Below are 21195 nucleotides of genomic sequence, written 5' to 3'. Positions count from 1 at the left end.
ATCATACCCATGACAAACGCCTGTGGGAAGATGTTAAATCCCTCGCCACAAAACGTGTTATTTGCTGTTTACCAAACAACTTAAAAATATCGCGATGTTAAACGGCTTTTGCATAAAGTAAATATCAGTGTGAGGTTCACTACCTACTATCTCGTTTTTATCACTCGCCGATAAAATAAAATATTGAGTTTGCGTATTCGCTTGAATACATTTCATTTTGGCGATTAATTCCAATCCATTCATTTCATCTAACTGATAATCCACAATCACAACATCGGGATCAACATTCACAAATTGGGCTAATGCCACTTTCGAATTGTCCGCACAAACAGTATTAAACTGTTTTTCTTCCAACATCGCATTACATATTTCAAGATTAAAGCTATTATCATCAACGATTAAAATATCTGTATTACGGTAATTAATGGGCTGCAGCTGTGGGGATGATACTGAACTATCAAGCTGACATGGAAAGTGCAGCATAATTTTAGTGCCTTCATTGACCACGCTATGTAACCTTAATTTACCACCTATCTGTTTCAGCAGTTGGTTAGAAGTATAAAGCCCCAAACCAATACTCGACACTTGATTCAGCTTAGATTCTGCATCGACAGTAAAAGGATTAATGAGTAATTCTTTAGTGGATTTGGACATGCCGAGCCCAGAGTCTTGGATCAAAATACGCAGGTAATCACTCCGAATATTTAAGTCGTTAAACCCCGAACGCTGACAAATATCAATGTGGCAATGAACTGCGTGGCCAGTGCTATATTTCAAGGCGTTATTGATCATATTCGTCATAATTTGAAATAATTTAGCGCTGTCTAAGCGGATCATTTCAGGTAACTTATCGCTCACATGAAAATGAAGCGACTTACCCGCTGGCATGCTTAACTCACCATAATAGTTTTTAATATTATCAATATATTGGACAACATTTATTAGCGCGTCATTCAGTATCATACGACCGATTGTCGACTTACTGTAATTCAACGTATTTTCAGCGACTGAGTATAATAAGTTAGCTGACCACATCATTTTATCAATCACAGCATTATGATCATCACTAATCTTTGGCATATCCTTCAGCATTTTACTGTAGCCTAATAACGCATTGATCGGGGTTCTGATCTCATGATTAATACTCGATACCATCGCCACACTCAGCTTGTTTTCTCGCTCAATACGGTTAAATAGATGCTTACTGACTAACTTGAAATACAGCAAAACAGAAATCAAAATACAAAGGAATAAGATAGATAATACCGTGCAAGTGAATTCAACCAACTTTACCGAAGAGACTTGAGAATCAATACCTAACGTATAATAAAAATTATATTCAGGAATACTGATATCTAAGTCCGTGCTGTAGCGAAAAAACGACGACAACATATTAGCAGGCCATAACGCACAATCATTACGTTCAACCGATAATTGGGATGATGAGTATTGTAAACAAGAGTCTTGTAATTTGTTGATTTTAAATAATAGATTTTCTAATGGTATGCCATAAAACAAATACGGCATGTTAGGCTCATCAATACCGATAGAGACTAACTGATAACGAGGTAGACGCCCACTTACGCGACCATCCGACGCAATACTCGTTTCTAGCATATCTAACTGACTAACAAGCGCCTCATCAGAGATATAACCTAACGCCAGTTCAGGCGTCAGTGTAAAGAGTAATGCGTTTCTTTTACCGAGTAATTCTTGCGTAAAAACCTCAAATTCTATCTGCTTCACCCCTTCAGATGACTTAAAGAAAGATCTAAGCGCATTTATAATAAGTCGATGCTGCAAATAATTTTCTTGATTAAATGCCATAAGCGTCGCTACTTTTTTATCATGATTAAGCTTAAATGTATTCAAGCCATCATTAATAAATACAGCAAGGATCAGCGCAGTAATAAACAAACAACAACACACATAATTACGGATATTAAAATTATAATTCATCTTTAATCGCAACGACTTGCTCGTAAATATGACCAACAACATCAAGCAGTTGTTCCGCTGAGATTATCTGTGCCATTTGCATATCAAACTCAATCGCGAGATAACGGCAGATGCCTTTAAATTTATGTTTTACAGCATTTAACTGCTCATCACTTTCAACAAACTGCGCTTGCACTTTAATGCTAACAAGTTCATCGAGTAGTGCTTGCCACAAAGATAAACGCCTTTCTTCATTATAACGAGTAAAGAAATGGCGTAAGTTATCGCTAATATCAATGCGCATTAGCGACAGTATCCTTATTTATATAGCTGTTTATCCAAGCCTTTAAATAACGCCCTTCCATTGGTGGGCTATATAAATACCCTTGTGCGATATCACAACCCAATTCGCTTAAAATGTTAAGTACACTTTCAGTCTCAATACCTTCAGCTACCACACTGACGGACATTTTTTTAGCTAAGGCTATCGTTGATTCAACAATGAGATGATGCTGTTCATTGGTATCAATATCACACACAAAAGAACGATCAATTTTAATTTCATTAAAAGGAATGGTATCTAAACGTTCGTAAGTTGAATAACTTTTACCAAAATCATCCAGTGAAATACCGATATCATTAATAATCAACCGCGCAATGGAATTTAAGGCACTGGCTTCATTAATTATTGCTTGAGATTCGGTTAACTCTAAGGTGAGTTTAATATGAGAATGCGCTTGCTTAAGACTAATAATGTAGTCAATCAAACTCTCGCTAATTAAGTCTTCGGCGGTAACATTAATGGATAATGTATAAGGTGATAACATCTCTTCACTCGCCCAAAACTTAAATGCTTTAGCAATAATGAGCTTGGTGAAATCAACATTTAATCCCGCTTTATCAAGCAAAGGCAAAAACGTATCGGGGTAAATATAACCATTTTCGTCGTACATTCTCGCGAGCACTTCAAAGCCGCTAATGCCTTTACTCTTCATATCCACTTGAGGCTGAAAACAAAGTAAAATATGATCATCAGCCAGCAGTTGGGTAATATCATTATCCGACACGCTTGCTAGCGCTTTTACTTCTGTCGCATTACGATGTTGATTCTGTAAACGAGTCGCTTCCGCTAATATGAAGTCCACATGAATCGGTTTTTCAAACACGCCAACAAGATTTAGCTTCAAACTACTGGCAATACTGCTCACTAAACCCAACGTACGCTTATCAGCAGAGCTAATCACAGCAAGCGGAATAGTGGCATAATGGGCATGTTCAGATAAGAAATTAATGACTTCCATCCCGTCACTGTTATCCATTTTTAAATCTAGGATCAGTAAATCAACATGGCCTTCAATAGCAACAATAGCGTCAATACCTTGATTAGCATCTTCAGCTTCAAACGTCTGGAAGTCATTCACTAAGATACTTGCAGCAAGATCGGCTTTAATTGCCTCTCGGATAAACACTTGATCATCAATAATTAAAATATTCATCACGACTCCGTTATACCGCTATTCATCGGTTTAATATTTATTGTTGGTATAACAGAAAGCATAAGCATATTTCGGTTTGCCATCACTTCAGAACGACTCATAATAAACGAGTAGTTTTGAATGGTTTTAGACTGGTGTTCAATTGGTTTTACTTTAAACATAGGGATCTTCATTTGCATTAATTTCTGTTTCAATTTGCTATCACACGTACTAAAACTCAGATATTCAATCGTTTTATCCATCGCTAACTGATTCAGATAAACAGACATCATATGATTATCAATTTGCGGCGAGACACCAAAGGAAGAAAGCACAACCAGTACGTTCGCACGATCTTGCTTCGCGACATTCAATAATTCCATAATGTCGATACTGCAATTCATAAATTCAAATAATGCTTTTGTATTTACCTTACAAAATAAGCAATGCCCCACTAATTGACTAAAACTGCAAAAAGCCGAGACTAAATTGAGCGGTTTTAATGATGTAGTTGAGGCTATTTCTTGATGTGCAGGAAATAAACGCGGATTACCTTCATACATTAAGCAGAGCTTTAACATAGATGAAAAATTAGCGTGGTCAGATAGCATCGACTTAGTATGGTATTGTTCATAGTTATAATAAGGGTGCGCTGCTTTATCACTTTTCCCGCTGCTCGAAAGCTGAATAGAATACACACTTTCTTCTACAAAACTCGCATCTGAACTATAAATATTAAACAGGTCCTCACCAAACACTTCCGCAATTTCAGACTGCTTAGTTAAGGATGGAGTGTTAATACCGCGTTCCCAACGACTGATTGATATCGTATCTAAGCTATCAAAAGAGTGACTTCGTTCCGCTAATAAAGCCCGTAGACCTTCTTGCGAAAGACAATGCTCTGATCGTATCTTTCTTAAAAAACTTGAGAATACCTTCATTATTACTGTTTTCTGATAAGCGTATTTTTTATATCCCATTTCCACATCCACATTATATCTACGCCCTTATCATTGCTCTTGAATAACGTCATTAAACACTAAGTTTAAAATAAAAACACAACTAATTATTATATTTTGAAATATATGTTTATGTAGACACTAATTCCACAGTAATAGTTTTAATTTTATTTTAATAAATGCCTACATTGCCAGTATATGTGTATTGCTGGCACGACTAGGCACATTTTCATAAACGCTCATAAAGCATTACTCTGGTGGTAGATGTGACATCTAGTTATGCTAACTAAGCAGCAATGGGGCACTCACAGCTCTATGTCAGCATGCTTAAATTAAATGAACATGGAGTTTATGATATGAAAAAAGTAATATTAACGTCACTCAGTGCCTTGGCTGTATCAGCCGCTTTCATCCCTTCGGTTGCCACCGCACACGGATATATAGCAGGAGAGTTCCCTTCACGCGTTAATTTATGTCATTCAGACAATGGTTCTAAGAATGATTGTGCGAGTGCGTCATACGATAGACAAAGTTTAGAAGCACCAAAAGGCTTTCCAGCTGCTGGCCCTGTTGATGGTAAGATCGCATCAGCACAAAAAGGCGGTTCATTTGATGTGCTTGACCTGCAATCATCAAACAAATGGTATAAAACCAAAATCCAGGCGGGTTCAAATGACTTTCACTGGTTCAGTACTGCCAATCATAAAACCACGGATTATGTTTATTACATCACTAAGCCAGACTGGGATCAAAATGCGCCATTAACCCGTGCATCTTTTGATTTAGAAAATCCGTTCTGTGTTATTGATATGAATGGTCAGCAACCACCAAAGAATTTAGGTAACGCACACACCTGTCATGTTCCAGAGCGCAGTGGCTATCAAGTTATCCTGTCGGTATGGACCATCGACGATACTGCAAACGCGTTTTACAATGTCATCGATGTCGAGTTTGAAGACGGTGTAACGCCACCGCCACTACCGGATGTTTGGCAGCAAAGTACCACCATCGCGCCAAAAGAAGATTTAATCGTTGGCGATAAAGTGAAAGCTCGCTTCTTTGATTCATCGACAGGCTCATTCACAAGTGAAACAAGTATTGAAATTGGCTCTTTAGCGAACGGTAAAAAGAATACTTGGTCGTACAACCTCGCCACAGCGATTAATGCAACGCAAAGCAATGCGCAAGCCGGAACAAAAAACAATAAAGATGAATTCACCCCAATTTACGGCAATAACCCTGTCTACCTGAAAACAGACTCAAGCCTTAGCTCTGTTGAAATTGACATCATTAAAGGTGATATCCCTGTTGACGATAGCATTACCGTTTTAGGCTTAGAAGATGAATACGTACTTAATAACAATACGGTTGATGTGACCTTTAGCATTGAAGCTGTTGGTAATTTAAATGTCACTAACACCATCTTTGACGCCAATAATAAAGCTATCGCATCTGAATCTAAAAATATAAATGACACGGTTGGGCACTTTACAATAGCACTCCACAATGCGACAGCGGGCACATTTAAATTGGTTTCAATTGCCAACTCAAATGATGACGCTAACCTATCACTGCAAGAATCAAATAGTTTCAATATCGTCGATGCTGAAGTCCCGGGTGATTGCCAAGATATCCAAGAAGTTGATATCAGCAAACAATACAAACCGGGTGAAGAAGTATCTTACCAAGGGAATGTTTACCGTGCAGAGCGCTGGACTGATGTAGGTAGAACACCTGATACACAGTATTCAGGTTGGGTATTAGTTGGTCCTTGCTAACAGCCACATATTAGCCACCGCTGGAAAAAGCTCAGTTTAAATCAAACAGCGTAAATCATATTTACGCTGTTTTTTCATCTCTGCGATATAGGAAAGCATATGAGCAAAGTAATCATTCAATTTGATACCACCGCAAAATACCTTCATTGGGTATCTGCACTTGTTATCTTATGGGCAAGTATATCGGGGTTGTACATCGCCTACTTCGAACTAGAAAGTAATATAAAATCCCGCATTTTAAGTTTCAATGTGTCGATAACCACCCTGTTTATTCCGCTGTTTTGTTGGCGTATTTACTACCGAATAAAACAAGGCATCCCCCAAGCACATCCCGCAATGTCAGCATTAGAAGTCAAACTAGCTCACGCCGGACATACTCTACTCTATGTATTGGTTTCATTAGTTTTAGTAAGCGGTGTATTGATGATGGATCATGATGTAAATGTATTTCAGTTATTTATAATTCCACAATTACTGCAACAACCAAGCAATATTCATTTTTTTGAAACGCTACATTTGTATACCTGCCGATTATTAGTTGCATTAATCGTGTGTCACTTAGGCGCATTAATAAAGCACGAAATGATGGGTAGGCGTATTTTAAAAAGAATGATTTAGTCAAAAATATAAACCACGCGTGATGCTCAACATTACGCGCGGTTTAATCCCTGACTTGATCCATTTTGTGATCAATATTAACGATAAATCAATGAATCCACAGCGCCTTGCCCGCTATGCACCCCGCCTTCCATCACGTTAGCAGGCTTACTTCGAACCAAATAGCCGGACAAACTATTATCAATCGCTACATCGTCGATATTGATAGTAAAAATACCAATTTCACTGATAATATCGCCAATCATGCTTGCTTCACCATGTCGGATAATCATTGAGGGATTCGTTCGCGGCAAGGGTACTATTTTGCGCATTAATGACCAAGACTCATATTCAAGTTCATCAAGAGTTCTCAGTTTAGTCACGATATCTTCACCAAACACGCAATGCCCACCGCCCTCACCCTGATTCTTCAGCACCCAATTATCAAGTCCTGTTGCCATTAAATGGTCGATAGAATCCGCATGTAGTGGCAACATCTCACCAAAAAATGGTTTTATGGTTAATGCTTCTTGCTCAGTTAACCCAAATTGAACTAGCGCTTGCGCAGAAAGATTAGATAATAACATCTGAACTCGTTTACTTGATGCTAACTGCTGAGCGATTGTCGCATTCATCGCAATATCATGCTGTTCCAGCATCAGGCGTACTGACATCAATGTTCTGCAACAATATTTTTCTATAATGGTTTTATCATAATAATCACACTGTTGATAACCCGCACGCAGGTACACCACATCAACAGCCTCGCCATTTAATAACAAACGGTGATTATCGCCAGTCGACAATTGACTGTGCAGCTCGGTAAATGTTTTTCTTAATGTCCGAATACCTTTTGCATGTAGCGCATATTCCAATAAATGCTGGTCATAAACATTATCTTCATTCGCTTGTACCACCATGACAAACGTCGGTTTACCTGCATCCTTGTGCTTTTGTTTAACCATGAATGCAGATTTAGCAATGCCATCAGCGAGTTGTTCTATCGCCTCATTGTTAATAAATTCAGGCTGTATTGGCGTATCAGATTGGCGCTGTAAATCATAACTATCAATATAACTATGAAATAAATTCGCATGCTGTGCGGCAATGTAAGTATGTAATTCAGATGCTCGTTGACCAAAAGGCCCCATGCCTGCAGCAATACCATTAAATTCGATCAGCTTAGGTCCTAACTGCTGATCATCCATAAAATCAGTTCTCATGATCAGTAAAGGTGTTGCTCTACGGGATTGCGTTTGCGATAACTTATTATGTAACTTTAATAAGGCCGAAAATAAAGGATCAGTATCAGCAATGGGCTCAATGGCTTGTTGAATAAAAGCATCATTTTTAGAAATAGCATGTAATAATTTACCAAATAATCCAGCCGCCAGTTGCAAGTTCTCAAATCGGTCCTTATCAATGTTGCAGGGCGTTAATGTGAACGGACAATGCAAACTACTGGCATTACTTTTTTTGAATATGAGTGAATGCGCCAATGCCCATTCGACACTATCAGTAACTGCTATTTCTACATTTTTCATACTACCGACCCTATCTAAAATAATGTTAAGCACGCTGTATAAGCGTTCAATCGATTAACGAGCGTTAACTAATGGCTTTTAATTCCATAAAACTAGAAATATAGATTAATAGATTTTAACTGTCAATTATATTTCTGGTTTCATGGAAGTATAATTGACACAAAAGACAGGTACTAAAAAGGCACCACTCAGAACAGGTGGTGCAAAACGATATTACAAAGTAAAGATTAAGATGTAGTTGTAGTTGTAGTTGTAGTACTTTTAGTTACAACTGCTTTCCTTACAAGAATTACTTTTCACTTCATCAATACAGCATTCGTCTTGTAAAAAACCAATCACAGATTGTAATTTGTCGTATTCAGCTACGCAGTATAAGGTGCGTCCTTCACGGCGTTGAGAAAGCAACCCTGCCGATGCCAAACTAGAAATGTGATGCGATAATGTCGATCCTGGAATGGATAATTGCTCTTGTAGACCACCAACCGCAATGCCTTGATAACCGGCGCGGATAATACTTTTAAAAATAGTTAATCGTGTTGGATGCCCAAGCTCTTTTAGTGCTTTAGCAATAATATCAATATCCATTTATTTAACCCACCTTACAACATATATTTCGATATTAGCAGAAACATATATAGATGCCAATCAGGCTCATCATTAATCCGCTAGCTCAAATCCATTGCATAGCGTTTTAGTAATTCCATTGGCACGATATCTAATGCACGGATATGGGTTCTTTTTAAATATACTCTGGGTGCCATATTATCTTCTAACGCCTGCAACCAACGTACTGCACATAAACACCAACGATCGCCCGCTCGTAAACCTTTAAAATCAGAGTCCGGTACAGGTGTTGATAAATCATTACCTTTAAAACGCGAGTATTCTAAAAATTCGGCCGAGGCTTCAATACACACCGTATGTGAGCCAATATCTTGACTGCAGGTATTGCAGGCGCCGTCACGATAAAAACCGGTGATAGGGTCTTCACCACACAATTCCAACCTCTCGCCAAATACATTAACTGAATCATACATTTCCATTGCAACCGCCTTTTATTGTTAGCATTAGTTCAAGCTTAATAACACTAGCACTTATTATTTTAATCGTCTATTAAGCTAATCTGATGATCTAATAACGGTTCCATAAGCAATCGCGTATAATGCGCTTTTAATGCGTCATCTCGCATCAATACTATTCACGGCATAGGATAATTATGGAACTCATTTATAACGGCCCAGTTGATGGCCCATTATTCGTATTTGCTCACGGTGCTGGTGCGCCTGCAACATCTGATTTTATGGAAGCCATTGCTAAAGGGCTTGCGCAACAAGGTATTCGTGTCGCACGTTTCAATTTTCCTTACATGCAACAGCGTATTGATAACGGTACTCGCCGACCACCAGAACGTGCACCTAAGTTAATAGCTCAATTCCAACAGTTGATCGCCAGTATTGATCAGCCTATGGTCATTGGCGGTAAGTCGATGGGTGGGCGCATGGCAAGTTTAGTGGCATCCGATCCAACGACTGATGAGATCACCGTGAACTCGAAAATAAAAGGTATCGCGTGTTTGGGTTTTCCTTTCCATCCCGCTAATAAACCTGAATCGCTACGTACCGAGCATTTTCCACTGATTAAACAAGCTGTTTTTATTGCTCAAGGTGATCGCGACAAGCTTGGCACAAAAGAAGAAGTCGCCAGTTATGGCTTGCCAGATGTTATTGAATGGCTCTGGCTAGCAGATGGTGATCATGATTTAAAACCAAGAGTAAAAAGTGGTTTTAAACATGCAACACATATACAAACAACAATTGATCACATGGCTAAATTTATTAAGCAAGCGCTAAATACAACGCATTAACTGGCCGTGAGCAATATATTTTTCTTATTTTATTCGCCTCTAATGTAAAAGTGCTAATGTTAAATAGGTACGGTGTTTTATTGTGCCTATCATTGAATTTTGTTAGTCCTTCATGGAGGTTTAACATGATGATTAAAATAATATATAGCCTAATTATCTCTGTATTAGTGGCAGTACTGATTTCTTGCGGGAACGATGAAAACTCAAATAAGCAAATACCTAGTGGAGTATTTAATGGGATATTTGCGAAAGAAGAGGTAATGATATTAACTTGGGGTAATACTGCCCATGTATTATCAAATAATGATATTACTTCTATATTATCAAGCAGTAATACACAAATGGAGATTAATTTTTTAATCTCCGATTCTGAACCAATTGATAACGACCTTGATATTGGATCTGCCGATACGGTTATGCACATAACGGGACTCGGTCGTCTTTACGATAGCCATATCGATACACTCCGCGAAGTTAATGTTTTTGGCTGGTTTACAGAAACAAGCTTTATACTCACCATTGCTGACGCTGACAACGATGGAGATAAGATGCTCTTATCCGCTTCAACTACATCCAATAATAACGCCACTCTCGCACAATTAAAGGGTACATACTTCATACTGGATATAGGCGGATCAATGACTATTGATAATACCGGGCTTATAAGTGGTTCCGATAACAATGGTTGTGAATATGAAGGAGATATCAATATTCCAAATACGGACATCAATATTTATAAAATATTTTTGACTGTATTTAATTGTTCATCGAGTGGTCACTATGGAGGATTAGGGACATTTGATCATTCGAGCGATAATTTTATATTTAGTGTCAGTAATAAAAAACGCTTACTTCAGTATCGCTTACTAAAATGACTGTCATCACGATTTAAGCACCTTGAATCAAACAAGATTTAAGGTGCCTTACCCTATTATTCAATACAAACTAACTTGTCATTACGTTTAGATAAGTCTTTAAATGACGCCATCATGTTAGCTTCTTTCACGAACTGCTTGGGTGGCGTAATTACCTGTAATCGATAATCGTTTGTTGTTTCCTTGTTACCAATAAGCGCACTGTTACCAATAAGCGCACTATTCACATCCACGGGCGTGACAATAACCACTTTTAATTCAGGTGCGCGAGCAAGGATACTCGCCGCCGTTCCCAAACCATTCTCGGTATGGAATTTACCGGCGATATGCATCACTTGTTTATTCGGATTATCCGCTAAATAGTTAACAATACTCTCAGCCATGGTTTCATCCCACGTCACTTGCGAAGCAAATTTATTCTCATTTTGACTTTCATCACCATGATGCATCGACGCCATAAAATGCGTTTTGTACGGTGATGCTTGGGTATTAATATTTTCTGCTAACCACAGGCGTTCATCAGTCGGTAATTTATCAACATAACCAATACCTTCTTTAGCGATACAGCGAATGATATTTTTAGGGGCATTAGCGGCAATAATATCAATCTTGTTAGTCTTCGCTAGTTCCACTAACGGGCGATAGTCACTGGTATAGTTTGGCCATGCATTACCTTGTTTAATTAATGTGCCTTCCCCTATTTCACTCGCTAAGTAAGCATTCACAATCGCTTGTTTATCACGGGTAAACTGCTCCATCGACAAGGTTACATTATCATTCGCTGCAATCATGCTTTGTAATAGTTCAGTTTGAAAACGATGAATACCCGTATGCGTATGCCATTCACCCACCAGCACAACATCGGCATCTTGAATGTCTGCAACAAAGCGTTTTAAATTAATATCCTGACCAGAAGGAGACTGTAAATTATAATTAAAGTAAGTAGTCACTTCCTGTGAAACACTTGATTTATTAATGTCATCTAAGGATGGAGAAGCCGCACACCCCGCAAGTGCGGAAGCAAGCAGGACACTCATCAAACTGCGCTTATAATTTTTGAATACACTTGCTGACGGAGAAGGTAACTGAGAAAAAGTAAACATATAACACCCTAATAATAACGACCACCAATAGTAATACATCTCATTTGCAATAACAAACAATGTATTATATCGATCTTTAAATAATCAACGTGCGATTTAACATACGTTTATTACAGTAAACATTGCTTCGCGGCCACTATCACAGTGTTAACACGACTCGGCATCGATTTATTAAGATGTACACCAAGATACAAGGTTTCAGTCACTGGTATTTCAAGGTAATGGATCTTAACTTTCTCAAGCGACGGGAAAGCCGCAACAGCATGAGCAGGTAATACGGTGAAACCAAGTCCCATGCTAACAGGCTCTAAAATCAAGTTAATCTGATTAGAAAAAACCGCTTTTTTGAACTGATTACAATGCTTAAATTCAGGGGAATTAGCCCCTAATAATAGACTAAAATATCAGTACCCTACCTTGATATTACCAGCTAAAATTGCTTCATTGCCACCAGAGAAACGCCATTCACAAACCTATTTTTTATACCTTTTTTTCACAGCCTCAATGTTTAAATTATTTGATAATTAATCATATAAGGCGCTAGTAATGAGAATCCTATTACCTTTAATATTTGCCGTATTTATCACGGGTTGTGAAGATGCAAACGAATTAGGTTCAACACCTACTCAACCTTATTCCGACTTTTTTTCAGCTTTACCTAACGAGCCCATCTACCCAGCAAATAATCCTTATAGTGAAGACAAAGAAGCCCTCGGAGAACTATTATTCTTCGATCCAATTTTATCTGGCGAGCAAGATGTAGCGTGTGCAACGTGCCATCATCCAGACTTAGGTTGGGCGGATGCTCGTCCTTTTTCTATTGGTGCCGGTGGTGTCGGTTTGGGTCCTGATCGTGATGACCAAAACCGAGGTAACATAACCCCGATTCATTCACCCACGATTATGAATGTTGCTTTTACTGGTTTAGGACTCGAAACCGATATGATCGGCGATGACTTTGTTTCTGGTGGTTACTTCTGGGATCTACGTGCAGATACTTTAGAGCAACAAGCTGTAGGACCAATTGTTAATCCTATTGAAATGCGTGGAGATGCACTACCGGAGATTGAAGATGATAAAGAATATTTAAAAGCAATTGTAGAACGCCTGAAAGATATACCTGAATATGTTGATTTATTTGATGCTGCTTTTATTACTCTTGATCCAGTCACATTTGCACCGATCGATTCGGTAACCACTGACAATTTAGCCAAGGCGCTAGCAACATTCCAACGTCGCGTTATTACTAGCGATACCCGTTTCGATGACTTTATCCGTGGTGATACCAATGCTTTGACAAATAATGAAATAACAGGACTGAACAAATTTATCAATGGTGGCTGTGCCCGTTGTCACTCCGGTCCCATGCTATCAGATAACCTTATTCATGAAACCCAACCTATATTAATTGGGTTAACCGCGGTAAGAACACCATCATTACGTAACATCACAAAAACAGCACCGTATATGCACAATGGTTCATCGCCATCGCTACGCCATGCGATTGCGGTTTATGAAGACAGAGAAGATCTGCAAGTTAACCTTGAAGATGAGGATTTTGCGGACATTGAATTATTCTTACGAACCTTAGACACAGATAATTTTTATCGAGAGATACCAGAATCAATACCAAGTAGTTTAACTATTGCAGGTGAAATACACTAATAATATACAGCCCCCCTTTAAAAGTATGGCAATACATTAGAGGGGGCGTTTCAATACGGTTATACTCGCTAGGCGTTATTTAACTAATAACAAACGAATTCACTTCATCATCGGTTAAATAACGCCACTGCCCGACTTCGACATCCAATTGTATCGCGCCAATTTTTTCACGGTGTAAACTCACCACTCTATTTCCTACCGCCGAAAACATACGCTTTACTTGATGAAACTTACCTTCGGTAATCGTCAGTAATACTTCTTTCGGTGATACAACAGTTAAAATTGCAGATCGTGTTAATTGTTGCTCACCTTGTAGTTGAACGCCATGGGCAAACTTAGCAGCGACATCATCCGCAACAGGGCGAGATAAGCCCACACGGTAAACTTTCTGACAATGTTTCGTTGGGGTTATAATATTAAATGACCAACGCCCATCATCCGTGACTAATACGAGTCCAGTCGTATCGGCATCTAAGCGTCCTGCTACATGTAATTCGGATGCATTCGCAACATCGATATAATTAAATAATGACGGATAAGCTTCATCGATATTAGAGCAAATGGTATCAGCGGGTTTATGCATGAGGATATAACGGGACGCTCTTGCTGTCAGCGTAACGCCATTTAAACTGATATGATTGTTTTCATGCACCTGTGTGGCCACATCGCAAATAACGTCGTCATTCACCGCAACACAACCACCGTTTATCATAGCAGTTGCTTCAACTCGAGTTAACTCAGTACTTTTACAAACAAATTTATCAAGGCGCATTTATGGCTGACCAACGAGCTTATAAGACACGACGTATAACTGTTCGATACCAGGATAAATATCTTGGATCACCGCTTTAAGTACAGTTAACGTCATGTTTTCTTGCTCGGCATGAAAATCAGTTAAATCAGCAAATAAAATTGGCTTAACAGAAAGGATGGTTAATTGGCAAAATTCACGGCCATCTTCAAATGTAGAGACAGTGACGGTTGTACCGGGTACATAGTCTTTTTCTGCATCATCACGGATAGTGATCGTCTTTTTTCCAGAACAAATATCAGCTTCAAAGCGGCCGAAAAAAGTCATTGTGGTAGGCGCTGTCATGGTAACTCTTAGAGGTGAAAATAGAATAACGACAGTATATCAAGATAAACCAAATGAAGAAAAACAAAGTAATGAATAGCGGGCCACCACTTTGTTCATTCGATGACGTTATTTATCGAGCGTCATTGGTATTGGGAACACTCTGTCATACGCCAAATTATAAATGTATGCATAAAACAGATAGAAAACAACCATGCCGATATCAAGCACAAATGCATCCCATAAACTTAAGTCTAAGAACCATGCCATAAATGGGATAGTTAAAAACAATAAACCACCTTCAAAGCCAATACTGTGAACAATACGAACAAAGGTTGTTTTAGTCAGCGTACCTAATTTGCTCAGCATGTACTTATCAAAGCCAATGTTATAAACATAATTCCAACCCGTCGCCACAACCGAGAACAACACACCCATTGCACCGACATGACCCAACTCAAAACCTAATTGACTTAATACTCCCATAATTGCGATCAAGCCAATGATTTCAAATAAAACTGCGTGTCTAATACGGTCTAATCTTGTTCTCATTTGTCGTTCTCCACGTCATCATGCTTTTATTTATATTGATTATGCCGTCTATTCTATCGTAAAAGATGAAGGTTAAAAGTTAGCTTCCATCTGTTTTTCGGATGAGTTAAAAAACTACACAGTTAGATTTGTTGACAAATGCATACACAAACTTACCCCTAAAGACCGCCAGGCTGTTTACCTACGCCCTATATAAATAGAACTAACAACTGCATATATCAACATCAAATCGTTGCATGTAATGCATTAATGTGACCGATGGGAAACTCACAATGAAAAAGTATTTGTTGCTTACCCCCATACTACTGCTCTCGGCCTGTGCCCGGATGGATCATATCCAGATCGGAGATATAGACCAAAGCCAGGGGAAGCTAACACCGATTTCAGTCAAGGTATCTGAAAATACGGTCAATGTAGACACAGCGCTCGCTGTCACCGACGCAATCGTAACCAATGGTTCTGGCAGTGATGAAGTCGAAGCACTAAGAACGATCTGGGCACTCATGAATATGGGCCCTAGAACAGGCAATCCGGTATTTAATGATACCTACGCCCAAGATGTACTAAACCAACTTCACGCCCAATGCCGCTCTGGCAGAATAACGGCAATTAGAAGCGTTCGAGAAGCCAATGATTATGCCATTGCCAGTGGTGAAATTATTCGTATCGATGCTGATTGTATAATGTAAGGAATTAATCATGATCCGTAAATTTTGTTTGCTACTTATCGTACTCACACTCAGTGGCTGTGTTGGTTTAAACACAGTATCAATGACACAAATACCAAAAGATAAAGGCCAGCTTGTTGAAGCGAATGCACATGACTGGGTATTCCTGAATTTCACGACTCAAAATGACTTTGCCGACAAAGCGGTAGAGAGCTTAAAAGCACAGTGTGTTGACGGTAAAATTAGTGGTGTATTCACGAAGCACCAAACCACAAGTTATCTCTTGGTCTTTAAACGCGAGATCATTGTGAGTGGGTATTGCGACCTACCTCAAGGTAAATTGTGATGAAAAATCAAATTAAAACATTCGCATTACTGTCAGGCTTGCTGCTACTAAATGGCTGTACCAGTAGCATCCACATGGTAAGCAACGCTGGATTTAATCAAACGATACCAGTCAATAGTAGCTATCGTTATGTCGAAGCAAGCACCAAGCAACACGTTATTTTAGGCTTCGCGGCTAATACAAATTATGTTGATGAAGCACGTCAATTACTCATTTCGCAATGCGATGGTGAATTGAGCGCGGTCAGTACTCAATATTCAACAGACCACGGTTTTTTAAGTTGGAACAATAAAATCTTAATGAAAGGTATTTGTATCTAACTAGCAGGAGCCAATTGCTTAACGACACCTATTTTGCGATTGGTTCCTCTAAACGACTTACAAAGTCTTACAAGCCTTCTCTCTACCATTTTTAATTAAAACGTATAATCAAACGCTAGCTATAAAGTATTTTATTGCCACGGTACCTTCGTCATCAAATACCTGATTGTCACTGACCGGACAGTACTGTGATTATATTTACAATATAGTACCGCTCAATTAACACGCTTAATACCTGCTTCACTAGGAATAAAAGACCGATGTCTACTATAAATATCTCAGCACTCGCAAACCAAACCTATCCTGATGTAAAAGGGATGAAAAAAATAAAAAAGAAAGTAAGATTCTATGTTTGGGCTGCAACGAATAGTAACGCGATAAACGCAATGACATCTCTCTTTGCTAATGAAAATTTAAAGCCCGTATTAAAGAATAATCCATGCATTCTAGAAAAACCGTTAAAACCATACCTTTGTGTAAACTGGTCGAGTAAAGAGCGCGTTAAGCACTTAGTTGAACACTTTCAGTTTATTGACGACACTTTTGGTGTACACGCTCATGCGGTTATTTCATCTAAAGGCGTGACAATTTTAAGCTTCGAGAGTTTAAGCGAACAGACATTTCGAATTCAGTTATATCAAGGCGCAAGCCGTGAAGGTAGCCTTGGTATTCGGTTAGTAAATGATAAAGGCCAAAGTGTCTATTCATTAGCATGCAATATATCTGGAACACATACCAAAACAATGCATATCGGTATGTTACAAGGCCCGAGAGATTCAATCGAAAACCGTCACGCATTAATTAAAGAACTCACCAAATCATTACACGGTTTACGCACAAAATCATTATTGGTTGAAATGGCATTAATGCTGTCTCGTATTTTAGGTATTAGTGAAGTTAAATCGATTTCGAATAAAGGGCATATCTATCAAGCTCTGCGTTATATCGGCTCGAAACGAAATGCAGTGACCTTTGATTATGATGGGTTATGGGATGAATTTGAAGCAACGAAACTCACCCCGTATTTTTTTGGTTTACCTGTATTTACACCACGAAAAGATCCATTAACGTTAAAGAAAACGAAACGAAAAATGTACACCAAAAGATACCAATGGTTAGATGATACAGAAATCGAAATGGCAGAAAATTTAGCGCCATGGCTCATGGATACTACGATAGATAGCAAGCAAGCTGCTTAAATATATGCAACATCTGAATACAGCGTCACATTAATCGAGTGAACCTGTATTCAGTGTGTAAATGCGATCAGCATACAACGTCCCCCCTATACTATACGCATCCGCTATCCGGTGATTAAATACAAAACCACATTTTTCAAGTACCCGCTCTGAGGCGATATTACCCTCGGTCACAATACCTTGATAATGCGTAATAAAATACGTATGACTCGCCCAAGCGATAACTGCACTTAATGATTCACTCGCATAACCTTGACCGAAATATTCAGGTAAAAATAAATACCCTACTTCAGCCGTTCTGCCATCATATTCAATCCCAGTAATACCCACAGCTGTATTTGTCTCAACATCAGTAATAACCAAGCACAACCAAGCACCGGATGTCACCGACCACTTAGGTAAACGGGATTCAAATTTAGCTCGAATGTCATCACGACTTGGTTGATCAAAACATTTTTCAATCACACGTAACTCTGTGTGTAAGCGCAAAAATAACGGCCAATCTTGCTCTGTTATTTGACGCATACTTAAACGTTGACTGATAACTTTCATCTAATTCCTTATCGCTAATTTTATACTATGTGAATTATACGTTTATAACGTCAATCGAAGCACGACAAAAGCGCACATGCCAATACAAACGACGGCTAAAGTATTTTTAATCTTTAAACTTAAAAATACCGTCAATAATCCTGCATATAAAAAGGGACTACTTAACAAAGCAATGTCACTGCTTTTATGTCCTAGAAACACAATAGGAACCCACATTGCCGTTAATACCGCAGGTGCTGTAAAACTTAACGCTCGCTTTATTTTCGGGCTTAATTCAAACGAAACAGCACGAGATAAAAACAAATACCGACATGAGAATGTAATACATGTCATCACACCTAACACGAGCCAAAAATCATCCATTATCAGACTCCTTTACAGGGGTAAAATAACCAGCCAGCATGCCAAGTAGCGTAGCAAAGATAAGCGCATAATCGGGAGTATACATAGATAAGATTAACGCACTTAAGCCACTCACAAGTACGGATATTAATATCGCTAACTCTTTTATTAAAGGGATCACGATTGCGATAAACGTCGCTGCTATCGCAAATTCTAAACCTAAACTTTCCAAATTAGGTATGTATTGCCCCGCAACAATCCCAGCAAATGTAGATAGATTCCAAATAACGTAAAACGTCATACCAGCACTCATTGAATATAACGCAGAGAAGGTTTTATTTTTCTCGATGTAGGCACTCGTAACAGCAAACATTTCATCCGTTAGAAAAAAAGCCATGCCACTTCGAGATAAAAAAGACCGCTTTCTCACATGCTCTCTAAATACCGCTGAATATAAAAGGTGGCGTGAGCTGATCACCAACGTCGATGAAAAAATCGATGTAATAGAACCAGCAGCGCCCATGATCGTGATACTAGTCAATTGCGCAGCGCCAGCAAAAACCAATAACGACATGAGTTGGGCTTGCATTGTACTCAGTCCAATTTTAATGGATAACGAGCCACACAATATACCCCAAGGAATTGTGGCGAGGGCCAGCGGCATAATGTCGATCATAGCCTGATTGATTGTTTTTACATTGTTTGTCATAGGGCGATAAACAACATCCGTTTCATTTAACATAAGTAAGCTCCTTCACTATAGAGAAGTAGCTTAAAGTTAAAATACTAAAGTAGCTTGTACAAAATTGCTTGTTTTTGGAACTTACTTGGAGAGGTGCCCATCGACTTTTTAAAATGTCGATTTAAATGGCTTTGATCGTGAAAGCCACAATCGGTTGCGACTTGAACAGGCTTAATGCCTAACAGTAACAAGGCCTTTGCCTTCTTGAGTCTTACTTGAATCTGATAGCTGTGCGGCGCAAGATGAAACAACCTTTTAAATTGACGAATAAAATGAAATTGACTGAGTCCAGACATCGTCGCTAGCGTGGTCAGCGACACATCTTCTTCCGGATACGCATCAAGATACTCTTTAACGAGTTGTAATCTTTGCCGACTACCTGACAGATCAGCGGGGGGTATTCTTCATTGATGAATGACGAAGAGTCATATTCATCATAATGCTATATAAAATCGTTTCAACCAGTAACTTCGACGCGTTATTGTCGATTTGCTCAAAGAGCAATCTTAACTGATTAGATAGCTGCAGATCATTAATAACAGCATTGGTAAAATAAGGGGCGTGTGATTTACCGCCATAGAGATCCTGTGTAATACGCTCAAAGTGTTCAGGATGCGGATACATTGCACGGTATCGCCAGCCACCTTCCGTCGCAGACTCCCCGTTATGCACATCGTCCGCATTCACTAAAATCATCGAGTTTTCATCTGCAATATGCGTATTACCACTGCGATAAAAGCGTTGCGCACCTTTATTAATCACGCCTATTGTATAACCCTCATGCACATGTTTTGAAAATGACTGTTCTTGATAATCAGCATCAACAATTTCTAGTCCATTAAAGGCATCTACAATTTTAAAGTCAGCTTTCTCCTTGCTGATTTTAGGCATCTTTTCACTCATCCTATTGAAGTATTATTTTATAGTACAATATTGCGTATGTTTTTTAAGTAATATCATTCAGCTAAAATGAAAAATAACTGAAATGAGTGTCCTATTACGCACTTAATAACGTAAGCGTGAGTCCGACAAAACATCGATTAATTAAAGATAAATAACAATAGATTTTTACATTTTTTATACAGCTAATGTCATATAAATACGTTATACGAGTAACGATAATAAAGGATATAATATGAAAAAATTCGCACTGTATTCAATTGCTTTAATCACACTGTCATTATCTGTATTTTTTGCCTTTAAACTTTATACCGATAACCAATATGGCGAACCAAATCTCACTAACGGTCAAGCTAAATTCAACTTAAATTGCCAATCCTGCCACGGAGATAAAGGCGAAGGAGATGGTATTATCGCCAACAGCCTACTCGTCAGCCCTGATAATATTTACACTGAATTGACCAATCCACTTGGCTTGAAGCTTGAATTAATTAACTCTGTATTAGAAGGCGATAACGGCCAAGATGGTATTATGCCTGCGTTTAAAGGCTCACTATCAGCGAGTGATGTAAATGATATTTTTGCATATATTAAAACGATTAATGAAACTTAAGCACAACGATTTACCCAACCGCGTTGTCTAAAAAGCAAAAGTGGTTTGCCTTTCAGGTTATTGTTAGCGAATAAAACAAAACATAGAA

27 protein-coding genes are annotated in these 21195 nt (G+C 38.6%); 10 read left to right on the top strand and 17 right to left on the bottom strand.

Features of this window, described 5'->3' with window-relative positions:
• Positions 1-57 precede the first annotated feature (57 nt).
• From HWV00_RS04740 to HWV00_RS04725, 4 genes are read right to left on the bottom strand one after another with little or no spacing between them, the layout of a single operon-like run.
• A complete protein-coding gene (locus HWV00_RS04740; protein ID WP_211684992.1) occupies positions 58-1959 on the bottom strand; it encodes an ATP-binding protein in 1902 nt (633 codons plus the stop codon).
• Entirely contained in the window at positions 1949-2242 is a 294-nt protein-coding gene (locus HWV00_RS04735) for a hypothetical protein (protein ID WP_211684991.1), read from the bottom strand. The genes HWV00_RS04740 and HWV00_RS04735 overlap by 11 nt, the downstream gene beginning before the upstream one ends.
• Positions 2232-3434, bottom strand: a complete 1203-nt coding sequence (locus HWV00_RS04730; RefSeq protein WP_211684990.1) for an EAL domain-containing protein — start codon at positions 3432-3434, stop codon at positions 2232-2234. Before HWV00_RS04730 ends, HWV00_RS04735 begins: the two co-directional genes overlap by 11 nt.
• Positions 3434-4393, bottom strand: a complete 960-nt coding sequence (locus tag HWV00_RS04725; RefSeq protein WP_211684989.1) for a helix-turn-helix domain-containing protein — start codon at positions 4391-4393, stop codon at positions 3434-3436. Before HWV00_RS04725 ends, HWV00_RS04730 begins: the two co-directional genes overlap by 1 nt.
• 335 nt (positions 4394-4728) lie before the next feature.
• Here HWV00_RS04725 and HWV00_RS04720 point away from each other — a divergent pair, with 335 nt between their 5' ends.
• The gene (locus tag HWV00_RS04720; RefSeq protein WP_211684988.1) at positions 4729-6150 is read left to right on the top strand and encodes a lytic polysaccharide monooxygenase; all 1422 of its coding nucleotides are present in this window, start codon (positions 4729-4731) and stop codon (positions 6148-6150) included.
• 99 nt (positions 6151-6249) lie between these two features.
• On the top strand, positions 6250-6768 hold the full coding sequence (locus tag HWV00_RS04715; protein ID WP_211684987.1) for a cytochrome b: 519 nt from the start codon (positions 6250-6252) through the stop codon (positions 6766-6768).
• 77 nt (positions 6769-6845) lie between these two features.
• Here the strand turns inward: HWV00_RS04715 and HWV00_RS04710 are convergent, their stop codons facing one another.
• The 3 genes from HWV00_RS04710 to HWV00_RS04700 form a co-directional block, all read right to left on the bottom strand.
• Entirely contained in the window at positions 6846-8291 is a 1446-nt protein-coding gene (locus HWV00_RS04710; RefSeq protein WP_211684986.1) for a glutathione synthase, read from the bottom strand.
• Between the two features lie 261 nt (positions 8292-8552).
• Positions 8553-8876: a helix-turn-helix transcriptional regulator gene (locus HWV00_RS04705; protein WP_211684985.1), complete on the bottom strand. Its 324-nt coding sequence runs from the start codon at positions 8874-8876 to the stop codon at positions 8553-8555.
• A gap of 80 nt (positions 8877-8956) precedes the next feature.
• Positions 8957-9334 carry a DUF2237 family protein gene (locus HWV00_RS04700; protein WP_211684984.1) on the bottom strand — a complete coding sequence of 126 codons (378 nt, stop codon included), beginning with the start codon at positions 9332-9334 and terminating at the stop codon, positions 8957-8959.
• Positions 9335-9507: 173 nt separating this feature from the next.
• Here HWV00_RS04700 and HWV00_RS04695 point away from each other — a divergent pair, with 173 nt between their 5' ends.
• Positions 9508-10155 carry an alpha/beta family hydrolase gene (locus HWV00_RS04695; RefSeq protein WP_211684983.1) on the top strand — a complete coding sequence of 216 codons (648 nt, stop codon included), beginning with the start codon at positions 9508-9510 and terminating at the stop codon, positions 10153-10155.
• A gap of 125 nt (positions 10156-10280) precedes the next feature.
• The gene (locus tag HWV00_RS04690) at positions 10281-11030 is read left to right on the top strand and encodes a hypothetical protein (RefSeq protein WP_211684982.1); all 750 of its coding nucleotides are present in this window, start codon (positions 10281-10283) and stop codon (positions 11028-11030) included.
• 56 nt (positions 11031-11086) lie between these two features.
• On the opposite strand, the gene HWV00_RS04685 is transcribed toward HWV00_RS04690, so the two are convergent.
• Positions 11087-12133, bottom strand: a complete 1047-nt coding sequence (locus HWV00_RS04685) for a ChaN family lipoprotein (protein ID WP_211684981.1) — start codon at positions 12131-12133, stop codon at positions 11087-11089.
• A gap of 110 nt (positions 12134-12243) precedes the next feature.
• Positions 12244-12429: a hypothetical protein gene (locus tag HWV00_RS21405; RefSeq protein WP_255554914.1), complete on the bottom strand. Its 186-nt coding sequence runs from the start codon at positions 12427-12429 to the stop codon at positions 12244-12246.
• Between the two features lie 250 nt (positions 12430-12679).
• Between HWV00_RS21405 and HWV00_RS04675 the strand changes: the two genes are divergently transcribed.
• Positions 12680-13798 (top strand): cytochrome-c peroxidase, encoded by a 1119-nt coding sequence (locus tag HWV00_RS04675; protein ID WP_211684980.1) that lies wholly within the window; start codon positions 12680-12682, stop codon positions 13796-13798.
• A 79-nt stretch (positions 13799-13877) separates the two neighbouring features.
• On the opposite strand, the gene HWV00_RS04670 is transcribed toward HWV00_RS04675, so the two are convergent.
• The 3 genes from HWV00_RS04670 to HWV00_RS04660 form a co-directional block, all read right to left on the bottom strand.
• Positions 13878-14570, bottom strand: coding sequence for a pseudouridine synthase (locus HWV00_RS04670; protein WP_211684979.1), 693 nt, complete (start codon positions 14568-14570; stop codon positions 13878-13880).
• Positions 14571-14894 carry a N(4)-acetylcytidine aminohydrolase gene (gene yqfB / locus HWV00_RS04665; RefSeq protein ID WP_211684978.1) on the bottom strand — a complete coding sequence of 108 codons (324 nt, stop codon included), beginning with the start codon at positions 14892-14894 and terminating at the stop codon, positions 14571-14573.
• Between the two features lie 108 nt (positions 14895-15002).
• Positions 15003-15425 carry a PACE efflux transporter gene (locus HWV00_RS04660; protein ID WP_211684977.1) on the bottom strand — a complete coding sequence of 141 codons (423 nt, stop codon included), beginning with the start codon at positions 15423-15425 and terminating at the stop codon, positions 15003-15005.
• Positions 15426-15751: 326 nt separating this feature from the next.
• Here HWV00_RS04660 and HWV00_RS04655 point away from each other — a divergent pair, with 326 nt between their 5' ends.
• The 4 genes from HWV00_RS04655 to HWV00_RS04640 all read left to right on the top strand — a co-directional run bounded on the left by HWV00_RS04655 (position 15752) and on the right by HWV00_RS04640 (position 17958).
• The gene (locus HWV00_RS04655; RefSeq protein WP_255554913.1) at positions 15752-16114 is read left to right on the top strand and encodes a hypothetical protein; all 363 of its coding nucleotides are present in this window, start codon (positions 15752-15754) and stop codon (positions 16112-16114) included.
• Between the two features lie 10 nt (positions 16115-16124).
• On the top strand, positions 16125-16439 hold the full coding sequence (locus HWV00_RS04650; RefSeq protein WP_211684975.1) for a hypothetical protein: 315 nt from the start codon (positions 16125-16127) through the stop codon (positions 16437-16439).
• Positions 16439-16759, top strand: coding sequence for a hypothetical protein (locus HWV00_RS04645; RefSeq protein ID WP_211684974.1), 321 nt, complete (start codon positions 16439-16441; stop codon positions 16757-16759). The genes HWV00_RS04650 and HWV00_RS04645 overlap by 1 nt, the downstream gene beginning before the upstream one ends.
• 260 nt (positions 16760-17019) lie before the next feature.
• On the top strand, positions 17020-17958 hold the full coding sequence (locus HWV00_RS04640; protein WP_211684973.1) for a VirK/YbjX family protein: 939 nt from the start codon (positions 17020-17022) through the stop codon (positions 17956-17958).
• A 30-nt stretch (positions 17959-17988) separates the two neighbouring features.
• Here HWV00_RS04640 and HWV00_RS04635 read toward each other — a convergent pair whose 3' ends face one another.
• The 5 genes from HWV00_RS04635 to HWV00_RS21395 form a co-directional block, all read right to left on the bottom strand.
• Positions 17989-18510, bottom strand: coding sequence for a GNAT family N-acetyltransferase (locus HWV00_RS04635; protein ID WP_211684972.1), 522 nt, complete (start codon positions 18508-18510; stop codon positions 17989-17991).
• Between the two features lie 42 nt (positions 18511-18552).
• Positions 18553-18873, bottom strand: coding sequence for an AzlD domain-containing protein (locus HWV00_RS04630; protein WP_211684971.1), 321 nt, complete (start codon positions 18871-18873; stop codon positions 18553-18555).
• Positions 18866-19594, bottom strand: a complete 729-nt coding sequence (locus HWV00_RS04625; RefSeq protein WP_211684970.1) for an AzlC family ABC transporter permease — start codon at positions 19592-19594, stop codon at positions 18866-18868. The genes HWV00_RS04630 and HWV00_RS04625 overlap by 8 nt, the downstream gene beginning before the upstream one ends.
• A 44-nt stretch (positions 19595-19638) precedes the next feature.
• Positions 19639-19914, bottom strand: coding sequence for a helix-turn-helix transcriptional regulator (locus tag HWV00_RS21400; protein ID WP_255554912.1), 276 nt, complete (start codon positions 19912-19914; stop codon positions 19639-19641).
• A gap of 67 nt (positions 19915-19981) precedes the next feature.
• Entirely contained in the window at positions 19982-20485 is a 504-nt protein-coding gene (locus tag HWV00_RS21395) for an AraC family ligand binding domain-containing protein (RefSeq protein WP_255554911.1), read from the bottom strand.
• 244 nt (positions 20486-20729) lie between these two features.
• Between HWV00_RS21395 and HWV00_RS04615 the strand changes: the two genes are divergently transcribed.
• Positions 20730-21107, top strand: a complete 378-nt coding sequence (locus HWV00_RS04615; RefSeq protein ID WP_211684969.1) for a cytochrome c — start codon at positions 20730-20732, stop codon at positions 21105-21107.
• Positions 21108-21195 lie beyond the last annotated feature (88 nt).

Source organism: Moritella sp. 24, from assembly GCF_018219155.1.
Lineage (GTDB): Bacteria > Pseudomonadota > Gammaproteobacteria > Enterobacterales > Moritellaceae > Moritella.
This window is presented reverse-complemented; position numbering and strand designations above follow the sequence as displayed.